Origin of the sequence: Siphonobacter sp. SORGH_AS_0500 (assembly GCF_031453245.1) — a bacterium.
Taxonomy (GTDB): Bacteria; Bacteroidota; Bacteroidia; order Cytophagales; family Spirosomataceae; genus Siphonobacter.
In genome coordinates, this window is the sequence record NZ_JAVIYT010000001.1 from 4,457,039 (window position 1) to 4,481,104 (window position 24,066).

The 24,066-nt window shown below is 44.2% G+C and carries 19 protein-coding genes; 6 read left to right on the forward strand and 13 right to left on the reverse strand.

Annotation, left to right across the window (positions count from 1 at the left end; all coding sequences use genetic code 11):
- Window positions 1-182 precede the first annotated feature (182 nt).
- The 3 genes from QE357_RS18790 to QE357_RS18800 all read left to right on the forward strand — a co-directional run bounded on the left by QE357_RS18790 (window position 183) and on the right by QE357_RS18800 (window position 6,018).
- Entirely contained in the window at window positions 183-3,629 is a 3,447-nt protein-coding gene (locus tag QE357_RS18790) for a SusC/RagA family TonB-linked outer membrane protein (RefSeq protein ID WP_309710664.1), read from the forward strand.
- A 5-nt stretch (window positions 3,630-3,634) separates the two neighbouring features.
- Window positions 3,635-5,170, forward strand: a complete 1,536-nt coding sequence (locus QE357_RS18795; protein ID WP_307141344.1) for a SusD/RagB family nutrient-binding outer membrane lipoprotein — start codon at window positions 3,635-3,637, stop codon at window positions 5,168-5,170.
- 428 nt (window positions 5,171-5,598) lie between these two features.
- Window positions 5,599-6,018 carry a hypothetical protein gene (locus tag QE357_RS18800; RefSeq protein ID WP_309710668.1) on the forward strand — a complete coding sequence of 140 codons (420 nt, stop codon included), beginning with the start codon at window positions 5,599-5,601 and terminating at the stop codon, window positions 6,016-6,018.
- Window positions 6,019-6,187: 169 nt separating this feature from the next.
- Here the strand turns inward: QE357_RS18800 and QE357_RS18805 are convergent, their stop codons facing one another.
- From QE357_RS18805 to QE357_RS18820, 4 genes are all read right to left on the reverse strand, one after another.
- Window positions 6,188-6,472, reverse strand: a complete 285-nt coding sequence (locus tag QE357_RS18805; protein ID WP_309710670.1) for a hypothetical protein — start codon at window positions 6,470-6,472, stop codon at window positions 6,188-6,190.
- Window positions 6,473-6,499: 27 nt separating this feature from the next.
- A complete protein-coding gene (locus QE357_RS18810) occupies window positions 6,500-7,189 on the reverse strand; it encodes a LysM peptidoglycan-binding domain-containing protein (RefSeq protein WP_307141346.1) in 690 nt (229 codons plus the stop codon).
- A gap of 57 nt (window positions 7,190-7,246) precedes the next feature.
- Entirely contained in the window at window positions 7,247-7,741 is a 495-nt protein-coding gene (gene purE, locus QE357_RS18815) for a 5-(carboxyamino)imidazole ribonucleotide mutase (RefSeq protein WP_106637164.1), read from the reverse strand.
- Window positions 7,742-7,841: 100 nt separating this feature from the next.
- The gene (locus QE357_RS18820; RefSeq protein WP_106637163.1) at window positions 7,842-8,975 is read right to left on the reverse strand and encodes a 5-(carboxyamino)imidazole ribonucleotide synthase; all 1,134 of its coding nucleotides are present in this window, start codon (window positions 8,973-8,975) and stop codon (window positions 7,842-7,844) included.
- A 251-nt stretch (window positions 8,976-9,226) separates the two neighbouring features.
- Between QE357_RS18820 and QE357_RS18825 the strand changes: the two genes are divergently transcribed.
- On the forward strand, window positions 9,227-9,511 hold the full coding sequence (locus QE357_RS18825) for a hypothetical protein (protein WP_309710678.1): 285 nt from the start codon (window positions 9,227-9,229) through the stop codon (window positions 9,509-9,511).
- A 353-nt stretch (window positions 9,512-9,864) separates the two neighbouring features.
- On the opposite strand, the gene QE357_RS18830 is transcribed toward QE357_RS18825, so the two are convergent.
- Entirely contained in the window at window positions 9,865-10,188 is a 324-nt protein-coding gene (locus QE357_RS18830; protein WP_106637161.1) for a DUF3467 domain-containing protein, read from the reverse strand.
- A gap of 285 nt (window positions 10,189-10,473) precedes the next feature.
- Here QE357_RS18830 and gcvP point away from each other — a divergent pair, with 285 nt between their 5' ends.
- Entirely contained in the window at window positions 10,474-13,359 is a 2,886-nt protein-coding gene (gene gcvP / locus QE357_RS18835) for an aminomethyl-transferring glycine dehydrogenase (RefSeq protein WP_307141349.1), read from the forward strand.
- Window positions 13,360-13,490: 131 nt separating this feature from the next.
- Here the strand turns inward: gcvP and QE357_RS18840 are convergent, their stop codons facing one another.
- Window positions 13,491-13,961, reverse strand: coding sequence for a bacteriocin fulvocin C-related protein (locus QE357_RS18840; RefSeq protein WP_157830365.1), 471 nt, complete (start codon window positions 13,959-13,961; stop codon window positions 13,491-13,493).
- Window positions 13,962-14,259: 298 nt separating this feature from the next.
- Between QE357_RS18840 and QE357_RS18845 the strand changes: the two genes are divergently transcribed.
- On the forward strand, window positions 14,260-14,928 hold the full coding sequence (locus QE357_RS18845; RefSeq protein ID WP_309710684.1) for a hypothetical protein: 669 nt from the start codon (window positions 14,260-14,262) through the stop codon (window positions 14,926-14,928).
- 61 nt (window positions 14,929-14,989) lie between these two features.
- Here QE357_RS18845 and QE357_RS18850 read toward each other — a convergent pair whose 3' ends face one another.
- The 7 genes from QE357_RS18850 to QE357_RS18880 all read right to left on the reverse strand — a co-directional run bounded on the left by QE357_RS18850 (window position 14,990) and on the right by QE357_RS18880 (window position 23,957).
- Window positions 14,990-15,349, reverse strand: a complete 360-nt coding sequence (locus QE357_RS18850; protein WP_106637156.1) for a DUF4260 domain-containing protein — start codon at window positions 15,347-15,349, stop codon at window positions 14,990-14,992.
- A gap of 83 nt (window positions 15,350-15,432) precedes the next feature.
- Window positions 15,433-16,038 carry a Crp/Fnr family transcriptional regulator gene (locus QE357_RS18855; protein ID WP_106637155.1) on the reverse strand — a complete coding sequence of 202 codons (606 nt, stop codon included), beginning with the start codon at window positions 16,036-16,038 and terminating at the stop codon, window positions 15,433-15,435.
- Window positions 16,039-16,215: 177 nt separating this feature from the next.
- Window positions 16,216-17,679, reverse strand: coding sequence for a RagB/SusD family nutrient uptake outer membrane protein (locus QE357_RS18860; RefSeq protein WP_309710691.1), 1,464 nt, complete (start codon window positions 17,677-17,679; stop codon window positions 16,216-16,218).
- Window positions 17,680-17,713: 34 nt separating this feature from the next.
- Entirely contained in the window at window positions 17,714-19,492 is a 1,779-nt protein-coding gene (locus QE357_RS18865; RefSeq protein WP_309710694.1) for a SusC/RagA family TonB-linked outer membrane protein, read from the reverse strand.
- Window positions 19,455-20,999, reverse strand: coding sequence for a SusC/RagA family TonB-linked outer membrane protein (locus QE357_RS18870; RefSeq protein ID WP_309710697.1), 1,545 nt, complete (start codon window positions 20,997-20,999; stop codon window positions 19,455-19,457). Before QE357_RS18870 ends, QE357_RS18865 begins: the two co-directional genes overlap by 38 nt.
- A 592-nt stretch (window positions 21,000-21,591) precedes the next feature.
- Window positions 21,592-22,422, reverse strand: a complete 831-nt coding sequence (locus QE357_RS18875; RefSeq protein WP_307141359.1) for a phytoene/squalene synthase family protein — start codon at window positions 22,420-22,422, stop codon at window positions 21,592-21,594.
- Window positions 22,423-22,472: 50 nt separating this feature from the next.
- On the reverse strand, window positions 22,473-23,957 hold the full coding sequence (locus tag QE357_RS18880; protein WP_309710701.1) for a phytoene desaturase family protein: 1,485 nt from the start codon (window positions 23,955-23,957) through the stop codon (window positions 22,473-22,475).
- Window positions 23,958-24,066 lie beyond the last annotated feature (109 nt).

The following is a 24,066-nucleotide window of genomic DNA, read 5'->3' on the forward strand; positions in this document are numbered from 1 at the left end:
TTTCCATTCCTGAAAATTATTGCCCTACGCTGCCTTCGCCAGGTTGCCATAAAGGTTCTCAACAAAACCTAATTACTCGTTAAAACCTAATTACTCGTTCTCGCGTACCCCATGCCTTTTATCTGACGGCGAATGTCCGATCAATGGGGCTGTGGACTTTTACTTCTAAACCTCCAAAACGTATGAATTCATCCTTACTTCCAAGGAGAAATCAATGGTGGCTTTACTGCTGCCTGATGCTGAGTTTGCTAGTTAACCTGCCCTTACTGGCTGGCCCAGGAGCGGACATTCTTGACCGGAAAGTAACTCTTAAAGCCGATCAGGACGACATTAGCTCGGTGCTTTTGCAACTGGAAAAACTGGCGGATGTCAAATTTTCCTACAGTCCACAACTCATCGGAGCCCGCCGAAAAGTTTCTATTTCGGTCATTGATGAAAAATTAACACTGGTACTGGAACGGCTGCTTCAACCCCTGCGACTGAATTATGAAGTCGTTGGTAATCAAATTATTCTCAAGAGAAAAACCACTACCGAAGCCGTTATCCCCTTGCCTCAGGCCAATCAGGTACGCATTCCCAAAGTTATCATTACCGGAAAAGTCAGTGATGAAAACGGCCAGCCCATTCCCGGGGCTAACGTTCGTTTAAAGGAAAATACTTCCATTGGTACGACCACCAACGCCGAAGGGCAGTATTCACTCAACGTGCCGGATAACACGACTGGCGTACTGGTGTTTACTTCCGTTGGGTATCTGCCCGCTGAAGTAAGCCTTTCCAGCCAAAGCGTAGTGGACATTACCCTGAAAGCAGGTACGACCTCGCTTTCTGAAGTGGTGGTAACGGCTTTGGGAATTAAAAAAGAGGCTAAAAAACTGGGCTATTCTACTTCCACCGTCAATACCGATCAGATCACTACCAATCGTACTGTCAATTTGGGTAATAGTTTGCAGGGAAAAGTAGCGGGGGTGAACGTGACGGCTCCGGCGGGCGGCCCCGGTGGAACTTCTAAAATCCGAATTCGGGGGCAGTCTTCGTTTAAAGGCGATAACTCTCCTTTAATCATCGTCAACGGCGTTCCCATCAACAACTCTAACTTTTCCAGCCGTCAGGGGGATAGCGATGGCACTACGAACCGAAGTGGCTCAGCTTCCGACGGCGGCGATGGATTACAAAGTATTAATCAGGATGATATTCAGAGCATTACCGTTTTAAAAGGTTCAACTGCAGCGGCATTGTACGGCTTTCGGGCCAAGGATGGAGCCATCGTGATTACCACTAAAACGGGTCAAACCGGCCAGGGTATTGGTGTAGAAGTCAACTCCAACTTTATTGCCGAACGGGCCCTCGACTATACTGATTTTCAATATGAATACGGTCAGGGGGAATACGGCAAACGGCCCCAAAGCGTGGGAGATGCTCAAAGCTCGGGCGTGTTTAGCTTCGGAGAACGATTCGATGGCAAGCCGACCTACCAGTTCGACGGGGTACAACGCCCCTATCTGGCCCAGCAACACCGCATTCGGGATTTTTACCGGACTGGAACCAGTTGGAATAACTCCGTGGCTTTATCGGGCGGTAATGAAAAAGGCGGGTTCCGCATTTCATTTTCCAACATGGATGCCAACTCGATCATGCCTAACTCCGATTACCATAAGAAGATCTTGAATCTGGGGCTTAATTACAACTTCACCCCAAAACTCTCGGTGCAGTTAAATGCTAACTATTCCAACGAATACAATCATAACCCGCCCCAGATTGGTTTGCAGGATCTGAACGCCAATACTACGGTCTATACCACAGCCACATCGGTAGCGATGAAAACGCTGGAGGATAACCGATACGATGCGAATGGGTTTGAGCTGGCTACCTCTCGTTTTACCAACCGCAATAACCCTTACTGGGTGGCTTACGACCGCTTTGAACACGTACGCCGGGATCGGATTTTTGGTAATGCTTCCGTTCGCTATCAACTCACGGACTGGCTCTACGCTCAGGGCCGGATTGGCCAGGATTACTTCACGCGTCCTTATGACTTTAACCGCCCTACGGGTACGCGATCCCTAGCCGCCGCGGCTACTGGCTTTAACGGTTACTTCTATCAGGAAATCTCTACCTTCCGTGAGCGAAATCTGGACTTTCTGATTGGATCAACGCATAAACTAGGCGTTTTCGGACTGGATATAACGCTGGGAGGCAACTCGCTCCAGCAGATTTATACCAACAGTAACGTTTCGGCCACTAACTTTTACATTAGGGATCTATACACCATCATGAATGGTCAGAATAAAGAACCTCAGTATGCCTATACCCGCAAGCAGGTCAATTCTCTCTACGGCGTAGCGGAGCTTTCCTATAAAAACTTCCTGTTTTTAAATGCTACGGCCCGCAACGACTGGTTTTCTACCCTGAACCCGCAATCGAATAGTTACCTCTACCCTAGTGTGAGTGCCAGTTTTGTGCTCAGTGATGCCTTCAAAGAACGCCCACGCTGGATGAATTTCATGAAAGTCCGGGCGGCTTACGCTGAAGTCGGCGGAGATACCGATCCGTATCAAAACAATTTGTATTACAACCTGAATGCCAACTCCATCCAGGGGCAAGCTCTGGGCTATATTGCTACCGATGTTAGTCCCAATAATAACCTGATGCCACTCAAGGTAAAAGAAGCTGAACTGGGGCTGGAGTTCCGAACACTCGATAATCGGATCAATCTGGATGTAGCTTACTATAATAAAAAGACAGTTGATGAAATTCTCAACGTAGATATTTCGACGGCTTCAGGTTATAACAAATCCAAAGTGAACGTGGGTCAGCTGCGTAACAAGGGAATTGAAGTCTTACTCACGCTGGTTCCGGTGAAAAAGGAAAAGTTCACTTGGGAAACGACTTTTAACTTTACCTATAACCAAAGTGAAGTACTGGCTCTGGCCGACGGTCAGGCTCGTTTAAAAGTAGGTCAGGGAGATTTCTTCGGCGAAGTATGGCACGAAGTCGGCATGCCGATGGCATCGCTACGAGGCATTGCTTACAAACGCGACAATCAGGGAAGAATCATTACCGCGGGCGGTAAACCCGTGGCGGGCCCTATTACCACTTTTGGAAGTGCCATCCCCAAATACACGGGCGGCTGGATTAATACGTTCAATGTAGCGGGCTTTAAAATCTTCACGCAAATTGACTTTAAGGGCGGTCATAAAATCATCTCGAATTCAAACCTGAATTTCCTGCGTCACGGACTTTCTAAAGAATCATTAGTTGGTCGGGAAGGTGGTGTATTATTTGAAGGCGTAACCGCCGAAGGAGCTCCTAATACCACTCGGGTAGAAGCCGAGGATTTTTACTCCAGCTACCGCAGTACCAATAATGCAGAACGCTTCGTGTATAATGCCAGCTTCATTCGGTGGCGTTCGCTCTCGGTGAGTTATGATCTTTCCCGCTTCCTGAATAAAGGATTTGTGAAGTCCCTAAGCCTTTCTGCCCTTTGTAATAACGTCCTGCTGATTAAAAAGCACCTGCCTAACCTCGATCCAGAAGCCGTTAACGGAGCCTCGGATAACATTCAGGGTATTGAAACGCACACCCTGCCTACTACCCGCAGTTACGGCATGAATCTGAACCTGAAATTCTAATCTCCATGAAAAAAATACTGGCTCTTGTCGCTCTGGCCACTGGTTTGATCAGTTGCGATAAAAACTTCGAAAGTATTAACACAAACCCGGTTCAGTCTACCAGCATTGATCCTTTGTATTTGTTTTCCAATGCTCAGCTCAATACGACCCTGGCCTCTCAGACCATGTTCTATGAATCGGCTATTGTTCAGCAGACCAATACCCCGTTTGGAGGTCTGAATACCGGAGCTAACTTCAATCAGGATAACCGCGACAACACGCGGGTGAATTGGCTTTATCTCTACAGCGGAACCAATAATGGCAATAATGGTCCCATCAAGCTACTTACCGCCGTGATGAACCAGACCCAGAACGATAGCACCCGCAGCAACCTCTACCACATGTCCCGAATCTGGAGGGTTTATGTATTTCAGGTGCTGGTAGATACGTATGGGGATGTACCTTATTTCGATGCAGGTAAAGCCTTTATTAGCGGAAACAAGTTACCTAAGTATGATCCTCAGGCGGAAATTTACACGGATCTGGTGAAGGAACTCGACCAGGCTATTGCGGGACTGAACGCCAGCAAGCGAATTGAAACCGGAGATTTGTTTTATCAGGGGAATATTGCCCAATGGCGGAGACTGGCCTATTCGCTCATGCTGAGAATTGGCATGCGTTATACTAAAGTAGATGCGGCGAAAGCCCAAAGTATCGTCCAGAAAGCTTTTCAGGGTGGTGTTTTTCAATCCAACGACGACAACGTCAAAATTCAGTACACCAGCATTTATACCAATCCGCTGGGGAACCTCTGGAATAATACCGAAAAAGCCAATTTCTATTTGGGAGCTCCTTTCGTGAATTTCCTGAAAACAACCAATGACCCCCGCCTGACGGTCATTGCGGCTCGTTACGGAGAACCCAGTAAAAATCCCGAACAAACTACGGTGGATCGCACGGCAGCCAATCAGATTGGCATGCCCTACGGCTACGACGACGGCTCGATTGCCACGGCTCCCAACTTTCCCGGAAGAGTGCCCTCGGGTGGATGGAATTACTCGCAGGTCAATCGGCGGACGCTGGGAAAAGTGGATGGTCCTAACTTTTACCTTACTCACGCTCAAACGCAGTTACTACTAGCGGAAGCGGCTCAACGGGGCTGGATTACGGGCAGTGCCGCTAATTTTTATCAGGCGGGCGTTACGGCTCACATGGCCCAAATGAGTAGTTATGATGCCTCAGCGACCATTCCTCAGTCTGCCATTGATACCTACCTGGCGGCTCAACCTTACGTGGCAGCGACGGGTCTTCAGCAGATTAATACGCAGTACTGGGTCGCTTCTTTCCTGAACGGCCCGGAAGCTTTCGCCAACTGGCGAAGAAGCGGTTTTCCCGTCTTAACACCCAATAAATATCCGGGCAGAACCATTACGGGAGATTTCATCCGGCGACTTACCTACCCGATCTTAGAGCAGTCTGTAAATGCCGAGAATTATAATGTAGCCGTGAGCCGTCAGGGACCCGATGATTTAGAGACCCGAGTCTTCTGGGACAAGCCTTAATAAAATACAATTTTCCTACTAATAAAGTCTTTAATCTACTAAGATTAAAGACTTTATTTTTATGTGGATAAAGCAAATGTCTTCCCAACAGCTCCATTCCCGGCAACAGTCAAAACAGAATATAATTTCGTTTTTGATGTTATTCGTAAATACGGCAATTTGTAAACAGCTACACTCAGCTTTGGGGAAAATTGTATTTTACTTATTCAACTTACTGATAATCAAAAATTTATATAAAAATATTTGTTCATTTCGTGCTAACAATCTTACCTTTGCCAGCGTTATAAGAATACAGCAGGCCCGGAGACGAGCCAATGTTAACAGAATATTATTTCGTCGCCCTGTTTGTTCTAATAAACTTTACTTTCAACATTTTCTATTAAAACATCTTCTAGCCGCGAAGACCATTTTTGTTACATATCATAGCCATGAAAAACATCATCAAGTCACTCGCTTTAGTATTCGCTTTAAGTTCATTTGTTGCTCAGGCTTCAGACATCGAAAAGAATCCTGGTACAGATAAAGAAGCAAAGGAAGCTACCTTTCACACGAACGTGTTCAAGGGTAAAAACGCTACGCAATTCTACTGCTTCGTTGATAAACAAGCGGGTCAGCGTTTAACGATTACCGTCCGTGATCATAAAAACAATATCATCAATGAGCAGTATGTTTCTAAAAACGAAACGCACGTAGCTCAGAAAATGGACTTGAGCCAATTGCCCGACGGCGATTACTCCCTGACCGTTGCTAGTGCAGATCGGATGGTTGTTCATCCCGTTCGCATCACGACTGCTGCTTCTGTTCGTTACATTTATCTGACGGAAGAAGAAGCTGCCGCTCGCAAATAATCTAACTAGTAAAGTTTACCGCCATGCATCGGCAACTCTGCAAAGGGTTGCCGTTTTTTTATGGTGTTCACTTGGTGGAAAAGCCAACAGCGGTAACCATGGCTACTAGTGAAATGACTGGTAAGCTTTTTAGGGGAATCATCCACGCTTGCGACTGAAAGAAAATGGCTTAGGGTACGCTAACCTTAGTAGAAGGGGGTACGAGAAGTGCAGGCAGAAATCCGGACGGCAGGTGAAAGTAGTTTGCAAATTTTGCAAAACCTTGGAAATAAAAAAACCCGGCGGATTCCACCGAGTCTTTCCCGTAAAAGCCATGAAAACAATAAATGATGTTCAAACTTACGCTAAGTTTTCGGAAAATCAAAACCACCAAAGCCCCTATTTTCAAAATTTTTATAAATCCATCTGCTTTTTTAGTAATAAAAAATGCGGCGTTACCGGGGTAAAGCCGCATTTTTTGGAACAATTAGAAGAGCTTAGGTTATTTTTTAGGATACGGAATAATTAACTTTTCACCCTTCTCTACGTAGTTTTTCGTCTTTCCATTGGCCTTCATCAGGGCATCTACAGAAACGCCGTATTTTTCAGCAACTACCCGCAAAATGTCTCCCTTCCCTACCGTATGTGTGGCATAAACGGGAATCTTCAGACTTTTTCCTGCCTGTAATTTGTCAGGGTCCACATCGGGGTTTGCTGACTTAAGCTGACTAGCGGATAATCCGTATTTAGTAGCCACGCTATAGAAGGTTTGGCCACCGGTTACTTTATAAGAAATATTTCCACCCCTGGAGCTAACCGATTTAGTTTCTTCGGTCTTGGCTACTTTCGTTTCGGAAGCTTTCTCTTTTTTTACCTCAGCAGTTTTAGCCGTTTGCTTGGATTCCGAAGCTGCTTCCTCCGAGCTCGTACTGGTAGTAGCTGCCGAAGGTGTAGCGTCAATGGCCTCGGGCTCAACAGCCGTAGGCGTGGGAACGTCCGAATCCATGTTATCGGCAGTGTTTTCGGTAACCGCCGACTTTTCTACTTTCTGAGGCGTTAGCGTTACGGCGTCCTCATCCATAAAGTAAGCATAACCAATGTAAAGTAAAGCCGCTACGATAATAGCCAATACTCCCAGCGTAATTGTGGGTAAACTGGAACCTTCTTTGGGTCGTTGGTTTCGCTCTTCCATACGTTAAGATTGGGGCTGAATGATTAATTAGTAAATCCCGGAAGTACCCTTTTTGTTTTATACCGGCGGTAATCCTTCGCGGGCCTGCTGACTCATTTCGGCCACTTTGGCTTCTAACGAAATTTTATACGCCTGTAATTTATCAGCGATTTCTTTATTTGCTACACCAATAATTTGAACGGCCAGAATTCCGGCATTTTTTGCTCCATTTAAAGCCACCGTTGCGACGGGTACGCCACCGGGCATTTGCAAAATGGAAAGAACTGAATCCCAACCGTCAATAGAATTGGAAGATTTCACCGGAACGCCGATAACGGGTAAAGTCGTCACAGCAGCCACCATGCCGGGCAAGTGAGCAGCTCCGCCGGCACCCGCAATAATCACTTCTACACCCCGTTGACGGGCCTGCTGAGCGTACTCAATCATTTTCAGAGGTGTACGGTGAGCCGAAACGATGTCAATTTCGTAAGCTACTCCAAATTCATTACATACGTCGACAGCTTCCTGCATGACTTTCAAATCAGAAATGCTGCCCATGATAATACCTACCATTTTATTTGAGTTATCGGTTGATGGTTGTTTGTTGTTAGCTGATGAAAGTTAAAGTCTTTACTCTTCCTAACAACCCTTAACAAACAACTAAAAACTAGATTTATGAGATGATGCGAACGGCGTTTTTAAGGGCTTCTACCTTCTTTTTCAACGTTTCAAGTTCCTTGTCTACGACGGTAATATGGCCCATTTTGCGGAAAGGCTTGGTAATTTTTTTGCCATAGAGGAAAGGATGCACGCCGGGGGTTTCCAGCAGGGTCTCCATGCCTTCATACTTAGCTTCGCCTTCGTAGCCTTCAGCTCCCAACAGGTTAATCATAGCCGCATAGGAATGGGCTTTTGTGTCGCCCAAAGGCCAGTTCAATACAGCCCGTAAGTGCTGCTCAAACTGACTTACGTCGTTAGCCCGCAGCGTATGATGCCCACTGTTATGCGGACGGGGAGCTACTTCGTTAATGAGAATTTCGCCGTCTTTAGTTAAGAACATTTCAACGGCGAGAAGACCCACAATGCCAAAAGCTTCGGCTGTACGGCTGGCAATAAACTGAGCCCGGGCATCTACTTCAGCGGGAATCGAGGCCGGAGCAAACAGATAATCCACCATGTTGGCTTCGGGATGGAAAACCATTTCTACAGTAGGGAATGTCTTGACGTCTCCCCGCTCATTACGAGCGACGATGACGGCTAATTCCTTTTCAAAATCAACGGCTTTTTCCAATAACCCCGGAGCATCGAATGCTTTGTCGAAATCAGCAGCCGTAGCAATTCTTTGTACGCCACGACCATCGTAACCGCCTTTCCCCAACTTATTAAAAGCAGGCAGAAAATCTGCGTGACGACGGGCATCTGCCTGATTTTCGACTAACACAAAATCAGAAGTAGGCAGGTTATGATCGCGGTAGAATTGTTTTTGCAGGCGTTTGTCCTGAATAATCTCAACAATTTCGGGCTGAGGAAATACCCGAACGCCTTCGCTTTGCAGCTTTTTCAGGGCATCGAGATTCACTGCCTCAATTTCAATTGTTATTACTTCCAGGTCTTTACCAAACGCATAGACGGTATCAAAATCCTGAAAAGACCCTACCACAAATTCGGGGGCGATTTCCGCACAGGAAGCCTGAGCATCAGGATCAAGTACTTTAATGGATAAGTCAAAATCAATGGCAACCTGTAGGAGCATACGACCTAACTGGCCGCCGCCCAATAGGCCAAACCGAACACCGGGATTAAACATGTAAGAATAATAGAAATGAATGAAGAGGCTTCCCTCAGATGATGATGCAAAGATAAGTTGGAGTTTTCAGTTTATAGTTTTCTGTTGCTTGCTATTAACCTTTTTAGTATTTCTCTTTACCTTCACAATTACGAGCCCGTTCACTCTCCTTAATTGAAAACTGTCAATAGCAAACGGACAACTAATCACTGAAAATCAGATTTCTAAAGTATACCGGATGGCCATTAACGCTTTATTGGCCGGGGCTTGGGGTGAATGGTATTACCCTTTGGCCGTTTATTATTGTTAGTACGCCCCGTCCCTCAGCCTCGCTGATGAATCATGAACGCATTCATATTCGTCAACAGGCGGAGTGGCTGATTTTGCCCTTTTATCTCTGGTACGTTAGCGAGTATTATTACCATCGATTGAAAGGTAAATCTCATCACGCTGCTTACCGGGCTATTAGTTTTGAAAAGGAAGCCTATGCTTTTGAAGAAGATCTGGAATACCTAAGCAAACGCAGGTTTGGGGCCTTTCTTCGGTTTTTGAAATGATTTTTATTTTATGGATTGGCATACGGTGCTATCCAGACTGGGGTTATTCAAGTCCTCTGGACTTGCAAATCATTCAACTTAAAACCCCAGAGGGGTTCCATATGAATAGCTCCGGGTGTCAACCCGGGATTTCCTGATGGATGAGCCCGGTCTGGTTGGCACTGAATGATCTATTCGAGGGAGTCCTTCAAGTAACACCTGTTGCCAGCGAAAAAGCTGGCAACGGCAGGATAAGGATGTACTTTCAACCCCAGCATGAAGTTATTGAATGATCTACCAGTACTTTGGAGGTTTATTAAGTTCTACCAATCTTCCCCCCAAACAAAAACGGCCAGCAATCGCCAGCCGTTTGATTAAGCTTCTCCTACGGGACCCGTGTAGGGAAGTTGAAAACCGGAATGCCCGCCACCTTCGTTAATGGGGCCGTAGTTTTCTTCGTATTTAGCCAGGTTATCCTGCAAGGCATGCATCAACCGCAAGGCATGGTCGGGCGTGATGATTACACGTGATTTTACTTTTGCTTTAGGAACGTTAGGCATTAATCGTACAAAATCAATAACAAATTCGCTTTGGGAATGCGAGATAATGGCCAGATTCGAATAAGTACCCTCTGCCATTTCTTCGGACAATTCGATTTCGATTTGATCGTTCTGCTCTGCAGCTGGTTGCTTTGACATAGCTGTGTTCATTAATGAAATAATCTCTACCAGTAAAAATTTAATCCAGACAAGCGAACTTCCTGGAAATGAATCGAATTCTTACTTTAGAACGGTTAGAAGAAAACTAAGGTAATTCATGGACTACCGGATTTGCAAAAAGTCAAAGATAATCCTTGTGATCCGATCGTCTAAGCAGGTTATTACCTAACTATGAATTTTGTAAAAATCCTAGTTCTTTCTTCTGCACAAGGGCCGTCTTTTCTGTGTATATTTGTCCTTTGTTTCCATCAACAATAATGCTCCATGCAGGTTGCTCTTCGTTACCAGGAACTTTTCGAAAATCGTCATAATAATGCAGATGAGGCCGATCGTCAGGCTATGCTGGCTGAAATTGGCGTAACTTCGGTTGAAGAACTCATCAACCAAACAGTACCTTCGGCCATTCGCCGGGCTAATGCCTTGAATCTTCCTCCCGCTCAAACGGAATTCCAATTTTTGGACGATTTCAAGAAGCTTGCCAGTCAAAATAAAGTCTTCAAGAGCTACATCGGTACGGGTTACTACGATACGTATACCCCTAATGTAATTCTGCGTAATATTCTGGAAAATCCCGCCTGGTACACGGCCTATACGCCTTATCAGGCCGAGATTTCGCAGGGACGCCTGGAAATGCTGCTGAATTTCCAAACCATGATTTTGGAATTAACGGGCATGGAAATCGCCAATGCTTCTCTGTTGGATGAAGCCACAGCCGCTGCGGAAGCTCTGCATTTATTACATGCCCTGAAAAAAGGAGCCAAGGCGAAAGCAGATACGTTCTTTGTTTCAGATCGATGCCACCCACAAACGATTGACCTGCTTTATACGAGGGCTACTCCGATTGGGGTCAAAATCATGGTGGGTGATCACCGCACGGTTGATTTGACCAACGAAAGCATCTTCGGTGCTTTATTACAATACCCCGCCACCGACGGAGCTGTATTTGATTACGGTGACTGGATTGCCTCTGCTCACGACTTAGATATCAAAGTAGTAGTAGCGGCGGATCTACTGGCTCTTACTTTACTGAAAGCTCCTGGTGAAATGGGTGCGGACGTAGTAGTAGGCTCTGCTCAGCGTTTTGGCGTACCCATGGGTTACGGCGGACCACACGCGGGTTACTTTGCTACCAAAGACGATTACAAACGCCAGATGCCCGGTCGTATCATCGGGGTATCGGTAGATGCGGAAGGAAACCGTGCCCTTCGCATGGCTCTGCAAACTCGTGAGCAGCACATTCGCCGCGAGAAAGCCACTTCTAATATTTGTACAGCTCAGGTACTTCTTTCGGTAATGGCGGCGGCTTATGCCGTATACCACGGCCCTGAAGGCTTGCAGAAAATTGCTCACCGCACGCATGCTTTAACGCAACTGACGGCTCTGGCCCTTAAGGAACTGGGTTATGAAGTAGTAACAGAAGCTTTCTTTGACACCATTCAGGTAAAAGTTTCGGATGAAAATGTGGTGAAAGCTGCCACAGAAGCCGCTGAAATCAACCTGCGTTACTTCGGAGATAATCTGGTTGGTATTTCGTTTGACGAAGTAAAAACCTATCAGGATGCCGTTGAACTGATCAACATCTTCTCGACACTGGTAAGCAAAAGTGTTAACCTGTCGGAAATTGAATCAGCCTTAACCTGGGAGTTTAACGAAGTTCTTACCCGGGAATCTGCTTACTTAACAAACCCCGTTTTCAATACGCATCATTCCGAGCACGAAATGTTACGTTATCTGAAATCGCTGGAAAATAAAGACTTATCGCTGGTACACTCCATGATCTCACTGGGATCGTGTACTATGAAGCTCAACGCCACAACCGAAATGATTCCGGTAACCTGGCCTGAGTTTGGTAAACTTCACCCCTTTGCTCCTAAAGCTCAGGCGGCGGGTTACCAGCAGTTATTTAAAAACCTCAACGACTGGCTTTGTGAAATCACAGGTTTTGCGGCCATGTCTCTGCAACCTAACTCAGGTGCCCAGGGTGAATACGCGGGTCTGATGGTGATTCGGGCGTATCACGAAGCTCAGGGTAATAGCCATCGCAACATCGCTCTGATTCCCGCTTCTGCTCACGGAACCAACCCTGCCTCAGCCGTTATGGCGGGTATGAAGGTAGTCGTTACCAAAACCGACGAGAACGGGAACATCGACCTGGCTGATTTAAAAGCCAAAGCCGAGCAGTACAGTGAAAACCTGTCCTGTCTGATGGTTACTTACCCTTCGACGCACGGCGTATTCGAAGAGTCGATCATCGAAATTTGTAATCTGATTCACCAGCACGGTGGTCAGGTATATATGGATGGAGCAAACATGAACGCTCAGGTAGGACTTACCTCTCCTGGTACGATTGGAGCAGACGTTTGCCACCTGAACCTGCATAAAACGTTCTGTATTCCTCACGGTGGTGGCGGTCCTGGCATGGGTCCCATCGGTGTAGCGGCTCACCTGGCTCCCTTCCTGCCCGGTCACGCTGTGGTAGAAGGCGTGGGTGGCGAGCAGGCCATCTCAGCCGTTTCGGCAGCTCCGTATGGTTCAGCGAGCATCCTGACGATTTCTTACGCCTACATCGCGATGATGGGCGGCGAAGGTCTGACGCACGCGACAGAAACGGCCATTCTGAACGCCAACTACATCAAGGCTCGTCTGGAATCACACTTCCCCGTGCTGTACGTAGGTTCGCAAGGCCGCTGTGCTCACGAGATGATTCTCGACTGTCGTCCGTTCAAGCAATCAGTAGGCATTGAAGCCGAAGACATCGCTAAACGTTTAATGGATTACGGTTTCCACGCTCCTACCCTTTCGTTCCCCGTAGCCGGAACGCTGATGGTGGAGCCTACCGAATCAGAGTCTAAAGCAGAACTGGATCGTTTCTGTGATGCCATGATTGCCATCCGTAACGAGATTAGAGAGATTGAAGAAGGCGAAGCGGATAAAACGGTTAACGTTTTGAAAATGGCTCCTCACACTCAGTTTGTGGTTCTTTCAGATGCCTGGAATCGTCCTTACTCGCGTGAAAAAGCGGTATTCCCGCTGCCTTACGTAAAAGCCAGCAAATTCTGGCCTACGGTAAGCCGCATCGATTCAGCCTACGGAGATCGTAACCTGATCTGTGCCTGTCCTCCTTTGGAAGAATATGCTACGGCTGAATAAGTCATAGCTGGTATTAATAGTAAAGCCCGCCGCAAAGTTTTGCGGCGGGCTTTTTGTTTATTGAATTACTTTCGTTTTCCGTATCTTGTTTTGTCTGGTAGAGTTGGGCAACTGCGGGAAAATCTAAAAAGCTAACGCGTGTATTCCAGCGTACTTGTGAGGGTTGCCAAATTGCCTTTATCAAAGGCAGTCAGTGCTTTTTTATTCCATTCGGCCATATAACCTTCTGCAAATTGGTTTCCCTGTGCAGGATTAGAAAAGAATTCTGGTTTTAGATGACTCACAAGTTCTTTAAGTAAGGCTTTTTGTTCAGCAGTAGCGTCTGAAAGAGATGCATAGTGATTAAACTTCCGAACCCAGAAATAATAGCGTTCTCCCGAGTTCAAGGTATTTATATAGAAGCTCTTTTTAGCAGGAAGGCTTTTTAACACTAGCATCTGGTCTAGTTTCGATTCGTCAATAGTATTTCTGAGCTGATTCAGATACTGCTCTGATGTTTTTTCCTGAAGAGTATTCCTAAATGAGCTTTCATAATTATGCTTAGAGCATCCTGACAGTAGTAACGTAAGTGAAGCGAGGGTAAGGTAAAAACCTTTTTTCATAAGCGTAATTAATATTAATGATGTAATTTGGGATATAGAATAATACGAATTCATTTAATAATTTTCACAGTCGCTCGGCTCTGCCGAATAACTAGCTAAAGTTAAATAAATTTTAACTTTTATTAAATTTCAAAATAACCATTCATCAATATTTTAATGTAGACTTTAAATTCTAAATTACCTTTAATGAAAAATCATATAATCTATGCTTTTTCATTGTCTTAATTGCTACCAACCTATATATCGCATTTTATCTACCTCTACTTTTATAAACTGTAAGTACTGTCAACATGTACATATGGTAGTCAACAACAAATTAAAATCCTTCTATCAAAACAAGGTATATAACGTAAACTATAAATCAACTGAGCCTATAGAACCCGGAGAAAACATAATTATCGATAATCAAAATTATTCACTTCTGAATCGAAGTATCTGGGTGGGTAACTATTGGCAACGTCATCATTTGAAGGATGAAGGAATATCTGTTCACTATTTTTATGAATGTGTAAAGACGGAAATATTTGAATTAGTGAATTCTAAAGGCGGAAAAGTATGGATTGAAAAAAAGTATGATAAAATATATTTAGTAAAAGAATACAATGCATTTTATAAAAATTTTGCAAGTTTAGGGGTAAGATATTCTGGATTTGGTTTCCTGAAAAAAGAATATGATTATGTAACTATGCAAAATTTCGACAATGATAAAATAATAGTAGCCTTTCAGGACGGAGCTTACCATTTTCACTATTTTGAGGGGGAAACCACAAAGGAATGGAGTGATAACTCTTACGTTCGATTTTCAAGTTATGAAAACAATAATTCTTTGTTCTTTATTATCAATCAAGATGGTAAAGAAGATATTGGTAACTCAACAACTTATTATAAGTTTCTTATTAAGCGTACTAGCAATAAATCATATAAGACTAAAAGCTTTTTATCTAGATTATTTTCTTCAATGAATTAATTGACATTCCCCAATCAATCAACAGAGCTGATCGAATGAGCATTTGGAGCCATAATAACGATTACTTCTTCAAATCCCCAATCTCTCCCAAATGCGTATATCCAAAACCCGTATCAAACTTCAACCCATACCCAAACATCCGATCCATCGAAGAATGACCGAATAAGATAATACCTGCCAGCAATACATATTCATTACCAAGATAGAAACCCAGGACTCCGATCAAAATAGCTACTGCTTTGTGATGAAATACATTATAAATAAAAGCTCCTGTTTTACTATTAAAGACGTAACCCACCATACTTACATCAGGAACTAATAGTAAAGCCGGAAACACCCACCAGGCAAACGGTAACTGGGCAAATAAGACAAGGGAAAGAATAACTTGAGCGGCTTCTTCAAACTTTATGAGCGTTTTCATAACAACAGTATTTGTTGTGGTTTTTGATTCGCTATAAAGGTCCGATGGAGAACAGGGTAAAATTCTTTACATAAGTTAATAAATCAGGAAGTGGCAATCCGGCGGCGAATGCGACTTAGTGAAACGGGAGTTATCCCCAGGTAAGAAGCGATATACTGCTGAGGAATGCGTTCGAGAATCTTACGTTTAATTGACGTGTTGATGAATTTCAGATAACGTTCTTCTGGAGTTAGGGTTAGTAACTCGGCTAGTCGTATGTCCAGCCCCATGAATAAATACTCCGCCAGCTTACGCCCGAAAATCTGATAGACGGGAAATTGCTCATATAGCTTGGTTAGGGTTTCATACTTAAAATACATCAGCTCGCAATCTTCCAGGGCCTGAATATTGATCGTACTCGGCTGACTTGTTAAGCAACCCAAGTAGTCGCCAACCAGGTTATTTTCAAAAAAGAAGTAAGTCGTTTTTTCGTCACCGTCTTTCTCGTAATAAAGCCGGGCAGAACCACTGATGAGGAAGAAAATCTCTTTAGCCTGTTCACCCTGTCTAATGAGATGTTGTTTTTTGGGAAGTTTCCTCACCCGTAGCTGTTCCTCCAGAGCAAGCCACTCGTTATCCGTTAAATCTACAAATCGTTTTAGGTAAGAGTGAAATAGAGGGAACTTGATTTCATCCTTGTTTACTGACATGAATATTCTCTGGTTATCTTTCTCATTATACTTCCGCAATTAACGGATATTTCCGTAACCGCTGATTCATTACCATTGTCAGTATATATAAAGAGTGTTTGTTACTTTATTATTCATACAAAAACGGCCTGCCCCCCATGTAAACAGGAAGCAGGCCGTTTTAAGTAATCCTGATTTCTACTGATTAATAAGCCTATTATTTACAATTTCACTGTTAGAGATTGGCCAGATATAGTTCTCAGCAGCCGGAGATACTGCATTAGCACTTACAGTAGGACCTGTTTTTGCTGGAATAGTTTGCAATCTACGTAGCAAATCATTGGAGCGGAAGCCTTCTCCCAACAGTTCAATTCTTCTTTCCACAAGAATTGAACTGATTAGAGCGTCTTTCGTAGCTGTTGCAGAGGCCGGAAAGGTGTAGGAAGCATCTGAACGAGCATGGACGGCTTTAAGTAAATTCGTGGCCAAGGTTAAATCTCCCGTTTCTGCTGCTGCTTCAGCGTAATTTAGCAGTACCTCGGAATAACGAATCAAAGGCATGTAAATTAGGTAAGGGGCAGTACGGCCAAATTTAGAAAGATAATTAGTAGAGCCACTCGCTCTCAGAAAGCCTCTTCTGGCATCGGTAGTAGGCCACTGAGAAGAACCTAAAATCCCCGTTGGGTTCAGATAGTACTCAGCTACGTTATTATAGATATATCCAATAGCCGACTGACCACTATACATATCAAGTGTGCTAAAGGGAGCTGAAAGGATGGATTCAGTAGTTGTATAATCTGTAGTAATCACAGAAATAATATTAGACTGTAAAGCATGCTTCACTCCGGTAGTAGCGGAGAAAGGAGCTACTGTTTGAGGCACAATTTTCTTAGCTTCTTCTACCACTTTTGCGTAATTCCCCATGTTTAAATACACCCGTGTTTTCAGTGCTATGGCTGTATTTCGGTGAGCTCTGGTAACTTTTAGGGTTAGAGCCGTTGAGCCGGTGTAATCTGTCGGTAAACCTGCTTCGGCATCATTCAAATCTTTTAAGACTTGGGCATACACTTCCGCTACCGTACTACGGGCTAAATCGTTATTCTCCATTGTCGTTTCAGGCTGTAACCGTAAGGGTACCCCCGGCGACGTTCCATTATTTTTATTGTAAGGCTGTCCAAATACCGTTACAATGCTATAATAAGATAAGGCCCGTAAAAACTTAGCTTCAGCGATGTATTGATTCCCTAACTCATCTGAAACAATCCCTGGATTTTTAGGAATACCATCAATGATGATGTTAGCCTGGTTAATGGTAGCATAGGCTGCCGTCCACAGGTTATTAATATCATTCGAGCCCGAGTTATAGCGGTTTGCCCAGCTATCGTAACCCGTAAAACTATTACCCGTAGTATTAATGAAATCCTCTCCACGGACATCCAGATAGAGCTGAAAACGTCCGCCGAAGTAGTTGGCATCCTTCAAAGATTTATAGGTTCCGTTGACTAGCCCAAGTATACGACTCGGGGTGTCAAAGATATCGTTAGCGTTTACCTGAGTAGGAGGAATGGTATCCAGATATTTGGATTCATTACAGGAAGATACCATTAGTAAAAGCCCTCCCGTAATTAAGTAAGTTACGGTAGATAATATTTTATTTTTCATGCCAAGATTGCTTAATCCATTCAGAAGATCATTTCTAGAAGCTAAGATTCACACCAAACGTGATGGTACGGCCATTCCCCAAAGAGTTATATTCAATACCTGGTGAAGTATTAGTATTGCCATTTACGGAAGATTCAGGTTCTACGCCTGAGTACTTCGTAAGAAGAAATACATTAGAGGCCTGGGCATACACACGAAGCGAGCTAATACCCGATTGTCCAAATACAGCAGCAGGTAGTTTGTAGCCTAACACCAGGTTTTGCAACCGAAGGAAATCTCCTTTCTCTACATAAGCTGAAATGTTTGGAATATTAGCCGCAGCAAAGTTGTCTCCATAAACCAGACGAGGTACATCCGTAACTTGACCCGGAGTTGTCCAGCGATTGAGTACTTTTTTGGAGTTATTAAACATCCGTTGATCCAGCCAGGTACCCGTATTCCCGTTTAAAATGTAGTTACCACCAGAGTAGGTAAAGTTTACATTCAGATCAAAGTTCTTATAACGGAACGTATTATTAAATCCACCATACCATTTAGGCAGAGCATTACCCATAGGTTTGTAGTCATTAGCTGTAATAGCAGGGGCAGCTCTCCCATCCAGATATGTCCAGGAATTTCCATCAGTAGGAACTGCCAAACTATACTGCACCCGCTCTCCAGCAGCGTTAATGAAAATACGCTGTCCGTTTTCAGGGTTAATACCGTCGGTAATAGCACCGTAGAGCGTCCCTACCGACGAACCTACCTGTGTGATATTGAAGATATTAGCTGAACTGGCAGTAGTGCTTAAAATAGGCTTCCCATCACTAGCCAAAGAGGTCACTTTGTTACTCAGACGGGAATAGTTGAAGCTGATATTCCAGGAGAAGTCCGATTTACGAATTACCGTCGAGTTAATGCCTAATTCAAGTCCTTTGTTAGATAAGGATCCTACGTTAGATAAAATAGCGTTATTAGGGATTCCCTTGGATGGGGCTTGTGGAACATTCAGAATCAAGCCATCAACGTTATTATTAAAATACGTTAATTCTACCTGAAGCTTACCATTCCAGAAATCCAGGTCAGCTCCTACGTTGGTCTGTTGCGAAGTCTCCCAACCTAAATTGGCATTGCCCGCCTGATTATATGCCCAGGTAGGCACCGTTCCGTAAAGCGATGAAGAATATAGGTTTAAAGAAGCATATGGGCTGTTAAGGTTCCCATTTCCTACCCGTCCCCAGCTAGCTCTCAGCTTAGCACTGGTCATGACCTTGCTCAGCGAAGAAGCTTTGTAGAATTCTTCTTCGGACAAAGACCAGCCACCAGAGATACCTCCGAAGTTACCCCACTTCTTATCTGATCCTAAAGAAGAATTACCATCCCTTCTAAAGTTTATCGTAAAAAAGTAACGGTCATTAAAGTCATACGTTACCCTTGAGAACATCGACAGGAAGGATCGATTAAAGAGGCTGTTTCCTGAAGGCGTAATATTACCCCATGTTCCCTGGTAATCATCAAAGTAAGGGTCAGCCGCCTGAGTTACGTTCACTCCCCATATGTTAGTATCAAACACCTGAGCATCATAACCTAGTAATGCAGTTAGGTGGCTTTTTCCAAAACGAGTGTCATAATTCAGCGTATTGGTGAAATTCCAGTTATTCCGAAGACCGGTAATATTAGTTACCGAGCCATTGGTAGAAGAACTACTCCCCCGGACAGCACTTAATGAGGTAATATTCTCATTTCTTAGACGGTCAATAGAGTAATTAGTTGTAAAACTAAGCCCTTTCAGAAGACTAAAAGTCGCACCCGATATTAGCCAGGATACGATCATTTTCAGAAGTATAACTCGCCAGCTTAAAAAGTGCGACAGGGTTAAAATAAACACTAACCACTTTGTTCCCATCATTATTGATAGGTCCTCCGTCATTGATAGATCCTGCGTTTACATCCCTGATGTTAGGGGTACCATCCTCTTTATAAGCTGCTACGTTAGGTGCCAACGTATAGGCCATCCGGGCAGCCCCCACGATAAGTTGTGCATTACCCTCCAGTGAGCCAGAATTGGGTGACTTGTTAAAAGAGTTAGTATAATTAATACTTCCCCTTAGCTTCAGCCATTTATTAACCTGATGATCCAGGTTCAGGCGAATTCCTTTCCGTTTAAAGTTATTGGTTCGCAAAATCCCGTTCTGATCGGAATAGTTAGTCGAGAAGAAATAACTCGTTGTTTTATTACCACCACTTACGTTAACAGCGTGGTTTTGCGAAACTCCTGTTTGGAAAATGTGATCGTACCAGTTGGTTTGCACCAGTGAACCGTCGGCATTATAAGAAGGGAAAAATAACTGGGAAGGAACATTAGCATTATTAGCGTTACCTTCAATGATTTTCTTGTTATTAACCGCTTCGTTCTTAATCATCATGTAGTCTTCCGCACCGAGCAGTTTAGGCAAACGCACGGGACTCGTCACACCGACCCAGCCGTCGTAACCCACTTTCACCCGTCCTTCTTTCCCTCTTTTTGTGGTGATTAACAACACCCCAGCTGCCGCCCGCGAACCGTAAATGGCCGTGGAAGCAGCATCTTTCAACACATCAATGGACTCAATATCCGAAGGGTTAATATCCCCCAGCGGGTTATTAGGGACGTTACCGTTACCCACACTACCAGTGGTTAAAGGGATACCATCCACTACAATTAATGGATAGGAACTTAGAGAAATCGAGTTGATCCCCCGAATCCGAATTACGGGAGCATTGTTAAGTACGCCATTGGCTACGGCAATATTCACCCCGGCTGCCCGGCCCGCCAGAGCCTGGTCAAAACTTTGCACGGGAATTTCTTTGAGTTTCTCACTATTGATACTTGCTGCCGAACCCGTAAACTCTTTCTTGGTTTGCGTACCGTAGCCCACCACTAATACTTCCGTTAAGTCTTTTGAATTAGTGGCTAATTCAACGTCCAGTGTAGTTTGTGAAGAAATGGGTTGTTCAATTGGCGTGTAGCCCACGAACGAAAACACCACTACACTTTGCTGGTCGGGAACGCTCAGTTTGTATCTTCCCTGAGCATCCGTCGTAGTACCGATGCTGGTTCCTTTGACCTGAACCGACACACCCGGTAACCCTTCTTTTGATTCTTTGTCTGTTACCTTTCCTGTAATCACGCGATCAACAGGGGCACTGATAGTCAGACTGGTAGGCACTTTTACTTTTTCGGACAAGTTTACCCCGGAAACAATCGGGCTTAATCCCAGGACCAGTGCGGGGAGAATTAATTTACTCTTAAAATTCCTTTGCCCAGCCACCTCCAGGAGAGTGTGGTACTTTTTTTTCATACTTTTGCTTTGTTTTGGTACATGTAAACAGACACATGGAAATCAAAACCGGAGTTTCGTCGAGTGATTGGCGTTACAGACGAAATTTCCAGTACTTGAAATCGGTGACCCTGGCAGGTCACCGATTTCTGTTATATAAGGATAATGAATGTTTCTATACCGGGCGGAGATTGTAAACGGATAATGGGCAACTATTACTTAAATCCAATTTCTTTATAAGACTACCTTCAACCTCAAAATGGACCTAAACTGACCGTTTACTAAAAATCTGGAATAAAATTAGTCGTTTTTCAATATAGTCAATACACTTACTATGTTTTTTTATAAAACTTAGATTAATAATAAACCTATTTTAATAAACTCAGAATATTACCTAAGTCGGAATATGTCAACTATATTATGTAAATAATTATATTTTTATTTGGTCTTTGAGGTACCACCTGCGAATGGATGTTAACGTAAAATGCAGCTATAAGCCTAGAAATTAAGCTTTTACTTGGCTTTAGTTGATTTTGAATACCTACGGGATAGCAAATAAAAGAGCAGCTTTCTGCTCTAAACAAAAAGCTGCTCTTTTATTTATCAACCTCCATTAAATTGTCCGATAGGAAACGTAGGTTTTGGCCAGCATCATGAGTTTTTGAAAATCTGGCACCCGAATGCGTTCTTCCTGAATTCGGGCAAAAGGTACGGCCTTGATTTTGGCAAAAAGTCGCAAATAATAACAATAGGCCAGATATACTCCCATCCGGGCCGAACGAGGCAATCGCCGAATACCTACAAGAGCCGCATCAAAATCCTGTTGAATGTCGTCTTCGATGATGAGTTTGTCTTTGGCTGAAAAACTATTGAAATCTACACCGGGAAAATATACTCGACCCCGGTCGTGAAAATCGGATTTAATATCCCGCAGGAAATTTACTTTCTGAAAAGCCGAACCCAGCCGGCGGGCGGGTTCACTCAGGGAGTTATATTCGTTACAGTCACCTTCACAAAACACCCGAAGACACATCAGTCCAACCACTTCGGCAGAACCGTAGATGTACGTTTCATAGCCATTTTTGGTATAACTGGTTTCGTCCAAGTCCATTTCCATAGAAATCAGAAAGGCTTCAATAAGCTCTCGCTCGATGCCAAATTGATTGACTACTTTCTGAAAGGAATGCAGCACCGGATTCAGGCTGATACCTTCTTCAATGGCCTGATAGGTATCTTTTTTAAAACGCAGCAGTAAGTCTTTTTTATCAAAATCATGAAAAGTGTCCACGATTTCGTCCGCATATCGAACGAATCCATAGATGGCATAAATGGCCCAGTGGAACTTTCGGTCCAGTGTTTTAATGCCTAAAGTAAACGACGTGCTGTAGCGTTGGGTAATGAGCCGACTGCACTCCAGTGTCGTTTGTTCGTATAATGCCATCATATTTTTCATCAATTTGCCGTAGGTTTAGTAAGGATAAAACCCTAAAAAAACTATACTCTCTTTTTCTGTTCGCGGTCTAATTCCTGAGCTACCACTAGTCCCGAAATCAGGGATGGCGGTACGCCGGGGCCAGGAACCGTTAACTGACCAGTATAATACAAATTTTTTACCTTATAACTTTTAAGCGTAGGTTTTAATAAAGCTGTTTGGCTGAGCGTATTAGCTAATCCGTAAGCATTACCCTTAAAGGCGTGATAATCCTGTATAAAATCCGAATGAGCGTAACTACGTTTATAAACCACATGACTGCGAATGTCGTGACCTACGTAACGCTCCAGCCGCTCCATAACCATATTATAATAATAGTCACGAGTGGCTTCGGTATCCCCTTCCAGGTCGGGAGCCACGGGAATGAGAACGAATAAATTCTCACAACCCTCAGGAGCCACCGAAGGATCGGTTTTGGAGGGAGCGGATACGTAAAACAAAGGTTTACTGGGCCATTTCGGCTCGGTATAGATTTCGTGCGAATGCAGCCCGAAGTCTTCGTCAAAGAATAAGTTATGATGAATCAGCTTATCTACCCGGCGATTTACCCCTAAATAATATAGCACACAGGACGGAGCCAGAATCCGCTTTTGCCAGTAGCTTTCGGAATAATTCCGATACTCGGGTTTCAGCAACCGATCTTCTACGTGATGATAATCGGCCCCCGCTACCACTGCATCGGCGTGATAAGTGCCCGTCGTGGTGACAACTTGCCGTACCTTTTCATCCTTGATGACCAATTCCTGCACTTCTTCTTCGTAATTAATCTGAACGCCTTTCTCATGGGCCAGTTCCACCATCGCTTTGACGATTTCGTGCATGCCGCCCATGGGATACCAAGTACCCAGAGCAATTTCCGCATAATTCATCAAACTGTACATAGCCGGTGTGTTTTCAGGAAGGGCTCCTAAAAACAGAATCGGAAATTCCATGAGCTTGAGAATTCGCTCGTGCCTGAAGTATTTCCGAATGTGGGAATGAAACGATTGCAGCACATCCAGACGACTCACGTCCAGCAGTAATTTAAAGCTCAAGAACTCGGTAATGCTTCGGCTGGGTTTCCAGACGAATGTATTCATTCCGACGTCATACTTATAGGCTGCCTGCTTGAGAAACTTTTGAAGGTTTTGGGCGGCACCGGTTTCCAGCTTTTCAAACAAAGCTTCAAGTTTGGGCAAACTGGCGGGAAGATCTACGGCATCGTTAGAGCCAAAAACCACGCAATAGGAAGGATCCAGACGGATGAGCTGGTAGTAGTCGGAAGGCTTTTTACCGAATTGAGCAAAATACTTTTCAAACACATCGGGCATCCAGTACCAACTCGGGCCCATGTCAAAGACAAAACCCTGGGTTTCAAACTTTCGGGCCCGTCCTCCAGCCGACTCATTTTTCTCTAGTATGGTTACTTCATACCCCTGATCCGCCAGAGCGGTGGCGGCGGCTAAGCCCGAAAAACCGGCACCAATAACAATTACTCGTTTGCCCATGAAATTACTTAAAATACTACCAGTCTAACTGGGACGAAGTCAAATTGTTTGGGGGGTAGACACAAAAAAAGCCGGAAGAATCCGGCTTCGTTATTCTAATCAAGATGAA

Excerpts from the sequence above, each read along its gene's own strand:
- QE357_RS18790 (WP_309710664.1), top strand. The coding sequence starts at position 183 with ATGAATTCATCCTTACTTCCAAGGAGAAATCAATGGTGGCTTTACTGC.
- QE357_RS18795 (WP_307141344.1), top strand. The coding sequence starts at position 3,635 with ATGAAAAAAATACTGGCTCTTGTCGCTCTGGCCACTGGTTTGATCAGT.
- QE357_RS18800 (WP_309710668.1), top strand. The coding sequence starts at position 5,599 with ATGAAAAACATCATCAAGTCACTCGCTTTAGTATTCGCTTTAAGTTCA.
- QE357_RS18805 (WP_309710670.1), bottom strand. The coding sequence starts at position 6,472 with ATGCGGCTTTACCCCGGTAACGCCGCATTTTTTATTACTAAAAAAGCA.
- QE357_RS18810 (WP_307141346.1), bottom strand. The coding sequence starts at position 7,189 with ATGGAAGAGCGAAACCAACGACCCAAAGAAGGTTCCAGTTTACCCACA.
- purE (WP_106637164.1), bottom strand. The coding sequence starts at position 7,741 with ATGGTAGGTATTATCATGGGCAGCATTTCTGATTTGAAAGTCATGCAG.
- QE357_RS18820 (WP_106637163.1), bottom strand. The coding sequence starts at position 8,975 with ATGTTTAATCCCGGTGTTCGGTTTGGCCTATTGGGCGGCGGCCAGTTA.
- QE357_RS18830 (WP_106637161.1), bottom strand. The coding sequence starts at position 10,188 with ATGTCAAAGCAACCAGCTGCAGAGCAGAACGATCAAATCGAAATCGAA.
- gcvP (WP_307141349.1), top strand. The coding sequence starts at position 10,474 with ATGCAGGTTGCTCTTCGTTACCAGGAACTTTTCGAAAATCGTCATAAT.
- QE357_RS18840 (WP_157830365.1), bottom strand. The coding sequence starts at position 13,961 with ATGAAAAAAGGTTTTTACCTTACCCTCGCTTCACTTACGTTACTACTG.
- QE357_RS18845 (WP_309710684.1), top strand. The coding sequence starts at position 14,260 with ATGGTAGTCAACAACAAATTAAAATCCTTCTATCAAAACAAGGTATAT.
- QE357_RS18850 (WP_106637156.1), bottom strand. The coding sequence starts at position 15,349 with ATGAAAACGCTCATAAAGTTTGAAGAAGCCGCTCAAGTTATTCTTTCC.
- QE357_RS18855 (WP_106637155.1), bottom strand. The coding sequence starts at position 16,038 with ATGTCAGTAAACAAGGATGAAATCAAGTTCCCTCTATTTCACTCTTAC.
- QE357_RS18860 (WP_309710691.1), bottom strand. The coding sequence starts at position 17,679 with ATGAAAAATAAAATATTATCTACCGTAACTTACTTAATTACGGGAGGG.
- QE357_RS18865 (WP_309710694.1), bottom strand. The coding sequence starts at position 19,492 with ATGATCGTATCCTGGCTAATATCGGGTGCGACTTTTAGTCTTCTGAAA.
- QE357_RS18870 (WP_309710697.1), bottom strand. The coding sequence starts at position 20,999 with ATGAAAAAAAAGTACCACACTCTCCTGGAGGTGGCTGGGCAAAGGAAT.
- QE357_RS18875 (WP_307141359.1), bottom strand. The coding sequence starts at position 22,422 with ATGATGGCATTATACGAACAAACGACACTGGAGTGCAGTCGGCTCATT.
- QE357_RS18880 (WP_309710701.1), bottom strand. The coding sequence starts at position 23,957 with ATGGGCAAACGAGTAATTGTTATTGGTGCCGGTTTTTCGGGCTTAGCC.